This window comes from Streptomyces gottesmaniae (assembly GCF_031845845.1).
In the GTDB taxonomy this organism is placed as follows: Bacteria; Actinomycetota; Actinomycetes; order Streptomycetales; family Streptomycetaceae; genus Streptomyces; species Streptomyces akebiae.
The window spans coordinates 41,730-53,652 of record NZ_JAVRFJ010000056.1; the positions used below are offsets into that span (position 1 = coordinate 41,730).

Below are 11,923 nucleotides of genomic sequence, written 5' to 3' on the forward strand. Positions count from 1 at the left end.
CCGGATGGGCGAGCACAAGGGCGGGAACGGGCCGCATGTGCGGGTGGCGGTGGTCGGGTCCGGGTTCGGCGGGCTGGGGGCGGCCGTACGGCTGCGGCGCGAGGGGATCACCGACTTCGTCGTCCTGGAGCGGGCGGGGTCGGTCGGCGGAACCTGGCGGGACAACGACTATCCCGGATGCGCGTGTGACGTGCCGTCGCATCTCTACTCGTTCTCCTTCGCGCCCCATTTCGAGTGGCCGCGCGCCTTCTCCGGGCAGGAGCACATCCGGGCCTATCTGGAGCATGTGGCGGACGTCTTCGGGCTGCGGCCGCACCTCCGCTTCGACTCCGAGGTGACGCGGATGGCCTGGGACGCGGAGCGGCTGTGCTGGGACATCGAGACCAGCGGCGGGCCGTACTCCGCCGACTTCGTCGTCTCCGCCACCGGGCCGCTCTCCGATCCGAAGGTGCCGACCGAGGCCGAACTGCCGGGGCTCGGCTCCTTCCCCGGCAAGGTCTTCCACTCCGCCCGCTGGGACCACGGCTACGACCTGCGCGGCAAGCGGGTCGCGATGATCGGCACGGGCGCCTCCGCGATCCAGATCGTGCCGGCGATCCAGCCCGAGGTGGGCCGGCTGACCCTCTTCCAGCGGACCCCGCCCTGGGTGCTGCCCCGGGTCGACCGGAGCATCGGCGGGGCCGAGCGGTGGCTGCACAAGCAGTTGCCGTTCACCGCGCGGGCCCGGCGCGGACTGCTGTGGGGCGTACGGGAGTTGCAGGTGCAGGCCTTCACCAAGCGGCCGAACCAGCTGGGCCTGGTGGAGCGGTTGGCGAAGCGGCACATGACGCGGGCGGTCGGGGACCCGGAGCTGCGGGCCCGGCTCACCCCGGACTACCGCATCGGCTGCAAGCGCATCCTGCTGTCCAACACCTACTATCCGGCGCTCACACGACCGAACGTCGACGTGATCGCCTCGGGGCTGGCCAAGGTCGACGGCTCCACGCTCGTCGCCGCCGACGGGAGTGCCGCCGAGGCCGACGCGATCGTCTTCGGCACCGGGTTCCACGTCACCGACATGCCCATCGCGGACCGGGTGGTGGGCGCCGACGGGCGCACGCTCGCCGAGGCCTGGGCCGACAGCGGCATGCGGTCGCTGCGCGGTGCGTCCGCGGCCGGGTTCCCCAACTGGATGACGATCATCGGACCCAACACGGGGCTCGGGAACTCCAGCATGATCCTGATGATCGAGTCCCAGCTCACCTACATGGCCGACTTCGTACGGCAGTTGGACGTGCTGGGCGGTCGGGTGGCCCTCGACGCGCGGCCCGACGCCGTGGACGCCTGGAACCGGAGGGTCCAGCGGCGCATGGAGCGCACGGTGTGGAACACCGGCGGCTGCACCAGCTGGTACCTCGACGCGAGCGGCCGCAACACGACCGTCTGGCCGGGCACGACCACCGAGTTCAGGAGCGCGACCCGGCGGGTCGATCTGAGCGAGTACGAGGTGGTGCGCCCGGCCCCGCCGGGTACGAGGAACGCCGGCCGGGCGAAGGACACGGAGAAGGTGGAGGCCGGAGCGTGACCCGACTGACCCATGTGAAGCACGGGCCCTACGCGCCGCCCGTCGCGGTACGGGAGTTGGCGGCCGTGTCCGCCGACGGGGCGCGGCTGCACGTCGAGACGCACGGCCCGCGGGAGGCGCCCACGGTGGTGCTCGTGCACGGCTGGACCTGTTCGACGGCGTACTGGGCGGCGCAGGTCCGGGACCTCGCCGTCGACCACCGGGTCGTCGTCTACGACCAGCGCGGGCACGGCCGCAGTCCCGCCTCCGCCGCGTGCACCGCGGACGGCCTCGCCGACGATCTGGAGGCGGTGCTCGCGGCGACGCTCGCGCCGGGCGAGAAGGCGGTGCTGGTCGGCCACTCCATGGGCGGGATGACCCTGATGGCCGCCGCCGGGCGGCCGGGCTTCCAGGAGCACGCGGCGGCGGTCCTGCTGTGCAGCACGGGCAGTTCGAGGCTGGTCGCCGAGTCGCTGGTCGTGCCGCTGCGGCCGGGGCGCCTGCGGACCTGGCTGACCCGGAAGGTCCTCGGCTCCCGGGCGCCGCTCGGGCCGGTCACGCCCATCGCCCGGCGGATCCTCAAGTACGCCACGATGGGCCCCGGTTCGTCACCGGTGATGGTCGAGGCGTGCGCGCGGATCGTGCACGCCTGCCCGGCCAGGGTGCGGCACGCCTGGTCGCACGTCCTCGACTCGCTCGATCTCGACGACGGCGTACGGCGGTTGACGGTGCCGACGGCCGTCGTCGTCGGCACCGCGGACCGGATGACCCCGCCGGTGCACGCGCGGGCGCTGGCCGCCGCGCTGCCCGACTGCGTGGGCGTGAGCGAGCTGACCGGGGTCGGACACATGTCGCCGGTGGAGGCACCGGAGGCGGTCACCGCGCGCATACGCGAGCTGGTGGCGATGTACGTACGTGCTGGGCGGGACGAGTTGGAGGAGGCGGGCGCATGAGCGACGGAAGCACCCTGGAGGGGCGGGTCGCGGTCGTCACCGGGGCCGCGCGGGGCGTCGGGGAACTCCTCGCGCGCAAGCTCTCGGTGCGGGGGGTGAAGGTCGCGCTCGTCGGCCTCGAACCGGACGAACTGAAGCGGGTGTCGGAACGGCTGTACGGCGAGAGCCACTACTGGCACGCCGACGTGACCGACCACGAGGTGATGACGCGGGTCGCGGCCGAGGTGAAGGAGCGGTTCGGGCGGGTCGACATCGTCGTCGCCAACGCGGGCGTCGCCAACAGCGGGCCGTTCGTGGACTCCGCCCCCGACTCCTGGCGGCGGGTCATCGAGGTCAACCTCGTCGGATCGGCCGTCACCGGGCGGGCGTTCCTGCCGGCGCTGATCGAGAGCCGGGGGTATCTGCTGCAGATCGCCTCCCTCGCGGCGATCACCCCGGCGCCGATGATGACGGCGTACTGCGCGTCCAAGTCGGGCGTCGAGGCGTACGCGCACTGTCTGCGGGCCGAGGTCGGGCACCAGGGGGTGGGCGTCGGGGTCGGGTATCTGTCCTGGACCGACACGGACATGGTGCGCGGGGCCGACAAGGACGAGGCGCTGCGGGAGTTGCGGGAGCGGCTGCCGTGGCCGGCGGGCAAGACGTATCCGCTGGGGCCGGCCGTGGACCGGCTCGTCGCCGGGATCGAGCGGCGGTCCAGTCATGTGTACGGGCAGTGGTGGCTGCGGGGGATGCAGGGCGTACGCGGGTATCTCCCGTCACTCATAGGGACGTTCGCGCCCCGCGAGGTGCGGCGGATGGAGCCGCGGCTGCGCGGGGTGGCCAAGGGGCTGGTGGGGGCCGGTGGGGCGGCGGACGAGCGGACGCGGGGGGTGGGGGATCCGGGGCCTCGATAGCGGTGCGTCACCGAGCGTCACTGATCGAAATGCGTGGAATGTCCGTGCGTGTTTGTCTGGTCGAGGCCCGATCCCCTCACCCGAAACGGGAGTGAATCCACATGGGCATGAAGGACCAGTTCCAGGACAAGGCTGAGCAGCTGAAGCGGAAGGCCGGGCAGTCGCCGGAGGAGCGGCAGCGGGCTCAGCGGCCTGGTGAGCGCGAGCCCCAGCGTCAGCCGCAGCACGGGCAGCCGCAGCGCGAGCACGGGCAGCCGCAGCGTGAGCCCGGCCGGCCCCAGCGCGAGCACGGGCAGCCGGAGCGCGGTGCGCGGCGGCGTGACGAGGAGTCGGAGCGGCTGATGCGGGACGAGGAAGACCGCGTCCGCGCGGACTACGACGTGTAACTCCCGCACCCGGCCCCGGCCGTGTGACACGCGGGGTGCCCTCCTTGACGGAGGGTGCCCCGCGTTCGTGCGTTCCCCCGGACGGCCACTACTCCCGTCGGCAGGCGGCTTCCTGGGCCGCCATGACCTCGTCGCCGTGCTCGAACGCCCAGGCGCCGACGGCGTCGAGGGGGCCCAGCAGGGTGCGGCCGAGCGGGGTGAGCCGGTACTCGACCCGGGAGGGCCGGTCGGGGGGCGTCCGTCGGTCGACCAGGCCGTTGAACCGGAGCCTGCGCAGGGTCTCGGTGAGGACCTTGGAGCTGATGCCGCCGATCCGCTCCCGGAGTTCGACCGGGCGCGCCGGGCCGTCCCGCAGGGCGCGGAGCACCACGGCGTTCCAGGTGTTGGCGAGCAGGTCGAAGGCCAGGCGGGCGCGGCAGTCGGCGAGGAAGGTGTCGGTCGTCACGTACCGAATGGTGCCCGAACGCCTCCCTAGCGTGGGTGCGACGGTCCGCGGACGACGTGCGCGGGCCTGACCGGACGTGAGCGGTGCGGAGGGAAGATCGTGATGAGGATCGGCGTGTGGGGCACGGGCGGCATGGCGGGCGCGCTGGCCGGCCACTGGGTGCGGGCCGGGCACGAGGTGACGGTCGGGGGCAGGGACGCGCGCAGGGCGGAGCGGCTCGCGGCGCGGATCGGTGGAGGTGCGAGGCCCGCCGGTCTGCGGGCGGCGGCCGAGGCCGGTCAGGACGTGGTGCTGGTCGCGCTGCCCTTCGGGGCGGGGGCGGACGTGGCACGGGAGTTGGGCCCGGCGTTGGACGGCAGGGTGTTGCTCGACTGCTCCAACCCGGTCGGGCCGGGCTTCCGGCTACTGACCGGGGAAGGTCCGTCCGCCGCGCGGCGACTGGCGGAGGCGGCGCCGGGAGCCCACGTGGTCAAGGCCTTCAACCTCTGCCACGAGGATGTGTGGCGCATGCGGCCCCCCGTGTTCGACGGTCGCCCCCTGGCCGTACCGGTGTGCGGTGACGACGAGACGGCCCTCGCACGCGTACGCGCGTTGGTCCGGGACACGGGCTGTGAACCCGTGTCCGGTGGCGGGCTCGAACGCGCGGGACTTCTGGAGGCGACCGCCGCGCTCTTCATCTCCCTGTGGGTCGGAGAGGGCGCCGACGCGCAGGCGATCGCCCCGCCCCTCTCCCACGCGTCCGGCCCTCCGCGGCGGGAGCCGTGAGGCGGCGCGCTCTGCCCCCGCGGCCGTCGCCCGCTGCGCCGGTCACGGGATCGGCCTCGGTGGCAGTGGCGGGCGGGCCCGGTTCGGTACGTTGGTGTAGTCCGGGGGGTTCGCCGGGGGGTGGGACTTCAGCAGTTCGAGCGCCAGGTCCACCGCCGCCGCCAGCTGGGTGTTGCGGCCCTCGGCCCAGTCCAGGGGGGTACGAAGGGTCTCCAGGTCCGGGGTGACGCCTCGGTTCTCGACGGTCCAGCCGTACGCGTCGAACCAGGCGGCGTTCATGGGGACCGTGATGATCGTGCCGTCGCCGAGCTGGTGGCGGCCGGTCATGCCGACGACACCGCCCCAGGTGCGCAGGCCCACGACGGGGCCGAGCTGGAGCAGCTTGAACGCGGCGGTGATCATGTCGCCGTCGGAGGCGGTCGCCTCGTCGGCCAGGGCGACGACGGGGCCGCGCGGGGCGCTCGACGCGTACGACACCGGCTGGGCGTTCCGCGTCAGGTCCCACCCCAGGATCGTGCGGGTCAGCTTCTCCACCACCAGCTCGCTGATGTGGCCGCCCGCGTTGCCGCGCACGTCGACGATCAGGGCGGGCCGGGAGACCTCCATGCGCAGGTCGCGGTTGAACTGGGCCCAGCCGGAGCCGCCCATGTCCGGGATGTGCAGGTAGCCGCAGTGGCCGCCGCTCAACTCCCGTACGACCTCACGGCGTTTGGCGACCCAGTCCTGGTAGCGCAGGGGGCGTTCGTCGATGAGGGGGACGACGGCCACACGGCGGGGGCGGTCCTCCCCTTGGCGGTCCTCCCCTTCCGTGTCGGAGGGGTCCGCGGGGCCTTCCTCGGACGGGTGGGCAGTGACGGGCTGGGCGAAGGTCAGCTCGACCGTCGTGCCGCCCGCGCCCGCCAGCAAGGGGTACGGGCCCGTCGTCGGGTCCACCGGGCGGCCGTCGACGTGGGTGAGCGCCGCGCCCTCCCGGATGCCGGTGCCGGCCAGGGGTGAGCGTGCCTTGGAGTCGGAGGAGTCGCCGGGCAGGATGCGGCGGATCGTCCAGTCGTCGCCCCGGCGGACGAAGTTGGCGCCCAGGAAGCCCTGGCGGCGCTGGTAGTGCGGCGGGCCCTCGTTGCGGCGTGCGGGGGAGACATAGGCGTGGGACGTGCCGAGTTCGCCCAGCACCTCCCTCAGCAGGTCCGCGAACTCGTCCGGGGAGGCGACCCGTTCGACCAGCGGGCGGTACTGGGCGAGGACCCCGTCCCAGTCGATGCCGCTCATCCTCGGGTCCCAGAAGTACGCGCGGATCAGCCGCCCGGCCTCCGCGTACGCCTGGCGCCACTCGGCGCCCGGGTCGACCTCGTGCGGGATGCGCCGCAGGTCGATCCAGACGGTCGTGTCGCCGTCGCCGGGCTCGGTGGAGGGGACGGCCCGCAGGTCGCCCTCGTCCACCACCACGAGCCGTGAGCCGTCGCCGCTGACCGTGAACCAGTCCAGGTGCTCGACGAGTTCGGACTTCTTCGCCTTGCAGATGTTGAAGTATTCGAGGGTCGGGCGCCCGGTCATGTCGTCCGGGTTGGCGAAGGTCTCGCCCAGGGCGCCCGAGATCGGCCAGCGCAGCCAGACCAGGCCGCCACCCGCGACCGGGTACAGCGCCGAGTACTTGGAGGCGGTGACGGGGAACGGCGTGACACGGTTCTCCAGACCCTCGGTCTCCACGGTCACCGTGCCGACGGTGTCCTCGTCCTCGGTGGGGTCCATGCCTCCGGCGACCGGGCGGCCGTCGGGGTTCAGGGCGAAGGGGGAGGGCGTGGCGGAGGAGAGCGGGACCAGGTAGGGGCGGCAGCCGAGCGGGAAGGACAGGTCGCCGGTGTGCACGTCGTACACCGGGTCGAAGCCGCGCCAGGACAGGAAGGCGAGGTAGCGGCCGTCGCGGGTGAACACCGGGTTCTCGTCCTCGAAGCGGCCGTTCGTGACGTCCACGACGGTCCGGTCCTTCAAGCGGGCCATCTTGATCTGGCGCAGGGTGCGGCCGATGCCCGGGTGGGACCAGGTCAGCCAGGCGCCGTCGGGGGAGAAGGCGAGGTCGCGGACGGGGCCGTTGAGGGAGGTGATGAGTTCGACGACCTCGCCGTCCGACTCCTCGGTCCCCGCGGCGGCGGCCACCCTGTCGGGCACGGTCAGCAGCAGGACGCGGCCGTCGTGCGAGGCGACGGCGAGGCGTTCGCCGCGTGGGTCGGACACCAGCTCCAGGACGCGGCCCAGATCGCCGGAGGCGAGGCGGCGGGGCGCGTGCGCGCCGGTGGCCCGGGGGAGGTGGGCGATCTCGATCGCGTCCTCGCCGTCCGCGTCCGTCACGTACGCCACCTGACCGCTGGAGCCCAGCATCTCCGGCAGCCGGACGCGGACGCCCGGGGTGTCGGCGATGGTCCGGGCGGGGCCGTCGCGGTGGGTCAGCCAGTAGAGGCTGCCGCGTACGACGACCGCGCTCGCCCGGCCCGTGTCGTCCACGGAGACGCCGTCGACGTGCTGGGCGGCCGGCACCTGGTACGGCCGCCGTCCGGTGCGCGCACCGCCGAGCCGTACGTCGAGGCGGCGTGGGACGGCGTCGGCGGCGAGGTCGTCGACGAGCCACAGCTCGCCCGCGCACTGGTACACCACCCGGGTGCCGTCGCTCGCCGCGTGCCGGGCGTAGAACGCGTCGTGGTCGGTGTGCCGGCGCAGGTCGGAGCCGTCATGGGCGCAGGAGTAGAGATTGCCGACGCCCTCGTGGTCGGAGAGGAAGGCGATCCGGCCGCCGACGAACAGGGGGGAGTGCAGATGGCCGTCGAGATCGGCCAGCAGCCGCTCACCGTGCAGCCAGAGGCGGCCCATGGCCCCGCCCCGGTAGCGCTTCCAGGAGGCCGGTTCGTGCGGGGGCGTGCCGGTGAGCAGCAGGGTGCGGCGCTCGCCCTCGATCTCGGCGGACTGGATGTCGGAGACCGGGCCCCAGGGCAGTTTGCGGCCGGGATCGCCGTCCGTGCCGACCTTGTAGGCCCAGGTGAAGTGCGAGAACGGCTCGCCGTGGGAGGCGACGGCCAGGATGTCCGAGTGCCCCTCCTGGTTCGGGGGTGTCCAGCCGCGGACCTCGGTGTCGGGGCTGCCCCAGTAGGTGAGCCGGCGGGCGGGGGCGCCGCCGTCCACCGGGGTCAGGTGGATCTCGGGGAGGATGCTCCGCCAGCTCGTGTACGCGATGTGCCGGCCGTCCGGCGAGAAACGCGGTGTGGCGACCTTCGTACGGTCGACGGTGAGCCGCCAGGCGCGGTCCGTGCCGTCCAGGGGGGCCAGCCACAGGTCGTCCTCGGCGACGAAGCAGAGGCGGTCGCCGCTGAGGTGGGGGTGGCGGAGGTAGCCGGAGTCCCGGCCCGTTCCTTGCTCGTAGCTGTCGCTCACCCACCCATGCTTTTCCGGTCCGGGGGCCCCGGCAACTTCTGCCGCGCGACCCACGACTTCTCCCGCGTGACCCACCACACGAACGAAACGGTTTCGTTTTCTTCGACTCCCGGGGTATCTTCTTAAGCGTACGAAACCGTTTCGTTCGAGAAGCGGGTGTCCGGCCGGTGGCATCAGCGTCATTCCGTACGGCCGGTAGCCTTGTCGCCTCGAACGGCAACCTGGAAGCAAGGGGAGTGGGATGACTGAGACCGCGACGGCGCGCCGCAGTCGGATCACGCCCGAGCGCGAGGCCGAGCTCTACGCGGCCGTCCTCGACCTGCTCCGCGAGGTCGGCTACGACGCCCTCACCATGGACGCCGTGGCCGCCCGCACCCGGTCCAGCAAGGCCACCCTCTACCGCCAGTGGGGCGGCAAGGCCGAGCTCGTCGCGAAGGCGATGCGGCACAACAAGCCGGGTGCCGACATCGGCTCGGTCGACACCGGATCCCTGCGGGGCGACCTGCACGCTCTGGTGATGAGCACCGATGACTGCGCCATGGAACAGAACAACGCGCTGATGCGGGGTCTGGCCATGGCGGTGCACGGAAACCCCGACCTGCTGAAGGCCTTCCGTGAACTGATCATCGAGCCGGAGATGCTGGAGATCCGCCGCGTGGTGCAGCGCGCCGTCGACCGGGGTGAGGTCCGTCCGGACAACCCCGCCGTCGACTACGTGGTGCACATGTTCGTCGGCGCCTTCGTCGCGCGGGGCATGATCGAGGACCAGCCGCCCACGCAGAGCTTCCTCCGGTCGTACCTCGACGCCGTGGTCCTCCCCGCTCTCGGCGTCTCGACCTCCCTGTAGTTCCCCGCAGTTCGGCACGTACCCGTCCGACCCACCGCTCATGTCGTCGGGCTGATCACCCCTGCCCCGCCCTGCCCCGCCCTGCCTCCTCCTCCCCACGGCACGGGCTGATCCGTCCTGCCCTCAAGCACCTCCACGACCTGAACGGGAGTACGCCCCCGTGGCCACATTCCTCTACAAACTGGGTCGACTCGCCTTCCGGCGACGACACTTCGTAGCCCTGATCTGGGTGGCCCTGCTGACGCTCGCGGGCGTCGGCGCCGCCACCGCGCCCGCTGCGGGCTCGACCTCCTTCTCCATCCCCGGGACCGAGGCCCAGAAGGCCTTCGACCTGCTGGAACAGCGCTACCCCGGGATGAGCGCCGACGGCGCCACCGCCCGGGTCGTCTTCAAGGCGCCCGAGGGCGAGAAGATGGCCGACGCCGCCAACAAGGCGATCGTCGAGAAGACCGTCGGCGAACTGGGCGACGGCTCCGAGGTCGTCTCCGTCAGCGACCCGTTCACCACCGGCGCGGTCAGCCGGGACGGCACGATCGCCTACGCCTCGGTGACCTACAAGGTCCCGGCCATGGAGCTGAAGGACTCCTCCAGGGAGGCGCTGGAGACCACCGCGCACAAGGCGCAGGACGCCGGGCTGACCGTCGAGATGGGCGGTGACGCCCTCCAGGCCGAGCCCGAGACGGCCGTCGCCGGTGAGATCATCGGCCTGGCCATCGCCGCCGTCGTCCTCGTCGTCACCCTGGGCTCGCTCGTCGCCGCCGGGCTGCCGCTGCTGACGGCCATCATCGGCGTCGGCATCGGCGTCTCCACCATCGCCGCCCTCGCGAGCGCGCTCGACCTCGGCGACACCACCTCCACCCTCGCCCTGATGATCGGCCTCGCGGTCGGCATCGACTACGCGCTGTTCGTCGTCTCCCGCTACCGCTCCGAACTGGCCGAGGGCCGGGAGCGCGAGGAAGCGGTCGGCCGGGCCGTCGGTACCGCCGGCTCGGCGGTGGTCTTCGCGGGACTCACGGTCGTGATCGCGCTGGCCGGTCTCGCGGTCGTCAACGTCCCGATGCTGACCAAGATGGGTCTCGCGGCGGCCGGCACGGTCGTCATCGCGGTCCTCATCGCCCTCACCATGATCCCGGCGCTGCTCGGCTACGCGGGCCGCAAGGTCCGGCCGGCCGGACAGAAGGGCGGACCGCCGGCCCGCCGCAAGGCGAAGAACTCCGCCGGGGCCTCTGCCGAGGGATCCACCGGGAGCTCTGCCGCCGGATCCGCTGTGGGCTCCTCCGAGGGCTCCTCCGAGGGCTCCGCCGTGGTCAAGCCCAGCCTGGGCACCCGCTGGGCGGGCTTCGTCGTCCGGCGTCCGGTCGCCGTGCTGCTGTTCGGCGTGGTCGGACTGGGCGCGATCGCGCTGCCGGCCACCCAGCTCGAACTGGGCCTGCCCGACGACGGTTCACAGCCGACGTCCACGACGCAGCGCCGGGCGTACGACCTGCTCTCCGAGGGCTTCGGACCCGGCTTCAACGGCCCCCTGATGGTCGTCGTCGACGCACAGAACAGCGCCTCCCCGAAGGAGGCCGCCGACGCGGTGACCGACGGGATCAAGGGTCTTGAGGACGTCGTGACGGTGACCCCGGCGACGTTCAACAAGGCCGGTGACACCGCGATGATCACGGTGATCCCGGAGTCCAAGCCGTCCTCGACGCAGACCGAGGACCTGGTGCACGCCATCCGTGACGCGGGCGCCGGCGTGGCGGCCGACACCGACGCGAAGGTGCTGGTCACCGGCGCCACCGCGATGAACATCGACTTCTCGCAGAAGCTCACCGACGCGCTGATCCCGTATCTGGCGCTGGTGGTGGGTCTCGCCTTCCTCCTGCTGATCGTGATCTTCCGGTCGATCCTGGTGCCGCTGAAGGCGGCCCTCGGCTTCCTGCTCAGCGTGCTGGCCGCGCTCGGCGCCGTGGTCGCGGTCTTCCAGTGGGGCTGGCTGGCGGGGCTCATCGGGGTCGAGGAGACCGGCCCGATCATGTCGATGATGCCGATCTTCATGGTGGGTGTCGTCTTCGGCCTGGCGATGGACTACGAGGTGTTCCTCGTGACCCGGATGCGCGAGGCGTACGTCCACGGCGAGAACCCGCACCAGGCCGTGGTGACCGGCTTCAAGTACAGCGCCCGGGTGGTGGCGGCCGCGGCGGCGATCATGATGGCCGTCTTCGCCGGCTTCATCGGCTCCGGCGAGTCGATGATCAAGATGATCGGCTTCGGCCTCGCCATCGCCGTCTTCTTCGACGCGTTCGTGGTCCGCATGGCCATCGTCCCGGCCGTCCTGGCCCTCCTGGGCGACAGGGCCTGGTGGCTGCCGAAGTGGCTCGACCGCGCCCTGCCCAACGTCGACGTCGAGGGTGAGGGCCTGCGGGCGCACGACGACGCGGCGCGGAAGCGGGCCGAGGACGACGAGGACGAGGACAGGACGCTGGTCCGCGTCTGACGCGCGAGGAGGACCGCCGGTGAGGGCCCGTGGGGACGGGCGCCCTCACCGGCTCTCGCGTGAACGGGGTTTGGAACTGCTGGCGTTGGAGTGCGTTCAAGAGCGTTCTGGTGAGTGGGGGTGGGTGTGGATGGCCTGTGTCGTGCCGCGCTCCTTGCTTGTGATTGCCGATTTTCAGCGGGGAACTGACGT

Annotated in this window: 9 protein-coding genes; 7 read left to right on the forward strand and 2 right to left on the reverse strand. The window is 72.4% G+C overall.

The genetic code is table 11. From position 1 onward, the window contains the following. The first annotated feature begins 4 nt into the window (after window positions 1-4). The 4 genes from RM704_RS41050 to RM704_RS41065 all read left to right on the forward strand — a co-directional run bounded on the left by RM704_RS41050 (window position 5) and on the right by RM704_RS41065 (window position 3,775). Window positions 5-1,564: a flavin-containing monooxygenase gene (locus RM704_RS41050; protein ID WP_033531931.1), complete on the forward strand. Its 1,560-nt coding sequence runs from the start codon at window positions 5-7 to the stop codon at window positions 1,562-1,564. Beyond that, window positions 1,561-2,496, forward strand: a complete 936-nt coding sequence (locus tag RM704_RS41055; RefSeq protein ID WP_033531932.1) for an alpha/beta fold hydrolase — start codon at window positions 1,561-1,563, stop codon at window positions 2,494-2,496. The genes RM704_RS41050 and RM704_RS41055 overlap by 4 nt, the downstream gene beginning before the upstream one ends. Further along, window positions 2,493-3,389 carry an SDR family oxidoreductase gene (locus tag RM704_RS41060; protein ID WP_311592955.1) on the forward strand — a complete coding sequence of 299 codons (897 nt, stop codon included), beginning with the start codon at window positions 2,493-2,495 and terminating at the stop codon, window positions 3,387-3,389. The genes RM704_RS41055 and RM704_RS41060 overlap by 4 nt, the downstream gene beginning before the upstream one ends. A 101-nt stretch (window positions 3,390-3,490) precedes the next feature. Continuing rightward, window positions 3,491-3,775 carry a hypothetical protein gene (locus RM704_RS41065; RefSeq protein WP_033531933.1) on the forward strand — a complete coding sequence of 95 codons (285 nt, stop codon included), beginning with the start codon at window positions 3,491-3,493 and terminating at the stop codon, window positions 3,773-3,775. Window positions 3,776-3,863: 88 nt separating this feature from the next. Here RM704_RS41065 and RM704_RS41070 read toward each other — a convergent pair whose 3' ends face one another. Next, the gene (locus RM704_RS41070) at window positions 3,864-4,220 is read right to left on the reverse strand and encodes a winged helix-turn-helix transcriptional regulator (protein ID WP_033531934.1); all 357 of its coding nucleotides are present in this window, start codon (window positions 4,218-4,220) and stop codon (window positions 3,864-3,866) included. Window positions 4,221-4,322: 102 nt separating this feature from the next. Here RM704_RS41070 and RM704_RS41075 point away from each other — a divergent pair, with 102 nt between their 5' ends. Beyond that, on the forward strand, window positions 4,323-4,985 hold the full coding sequence (locus RM704_RS41075; protein WP_033531935.1) for an NADPH-dependent F420 reductase: 663 nt from the start codon (window positions 4,323-4,325) through the stop codon (window positions 4,983-4,985). A 42-nt stretch (window positions 4,986-5,027) separates the two neighbouring features. Here RM704_RS41075 and RM704_RS41080 read toward each other — a convergent pair whose 3' ends face one another. Continuing rightward, window positions 5,028-8,402 carry a S41 family peptidase gene (locus tag RM704_RS41080; RefSeq protein WP_033531936.1) on the reverse strand — a complete coding sequence of 1,125 codons (3,375 nt, stop codon included), beginning with the start codon at window positions 8,400-8,402 and terminating at the stop codon, window positions 5,028-5,030. A gap of 241 nt (window positions 8,403-8,643) precedes the next feature. On the opposite strand from RM704_RS41080, the gene RM704_RS41085 reads away from it, so the two are divergent. Beyond that, a complete protein-coding gene (locus RM704_RS41085; RefSeq protein WP_033531937.1) occupies window positions 8,644-9,249 on the forward strand; it encodes a TetR/AcrR family transcriptional regulator in 606 nt (201 codons plus the stop codon). Window positions 9,250-9,409: 160 nt separating this feature from the next. Further along, the gene (locus tag RM704_RS41090; RefSeq protein ID WP_033531938.1) at window positions 9,410-11,731 is read left to right on the forward strand and encodes an MMPL family transporter; all 2,322 of its coding nucleotides are present in this window, start codon (window positions 9,410-9,412) and stop codon (window positions 11,729-11,731) included. The last annotated feature ends 192 nt before the right edge of the window (window positions 11,732-11,923 follow it).

Bases quoted from the DNA above. Each gene is read 5' to 3' on its own strand.
- RM704_RS41050 (WP_033531931.1), top strand. From the start codon at position 5: ATGGGCGAGCACAAGGGCGGGAACGGGCCGCATGTGCGGGTGGCGGTG.
- RM704_RS41060 (WP_311592955.1), top strand. From the start codon at position 2,493: ATGAGCGACGGAAGCACCCTGGAGGGGCGGGTCGCGGTCGTCACCGGG.
- RM704_RS41065 (WP_033531933.1), top strand. From the start codon at position 3,491: ATGGGCATGAAGGACCAGTTCCAGGACAAGGCTGAGCAGCTGAAGCGG.
- RM704_RS41075 (WP_033531935.1), top strand. From the start codon at position 4,323: ATGAGGATCGGCGTGTGGGGCACGGGCGGCATGGCGGGCGCGCTGGCC.
- RM704_RS41085 (WP_033531937.1), top strand. From the start codon at position 8,644: ATGACTGAGACCGCGACGGCGCGCCGCAGTCGGATCACGCCCGAGCGC.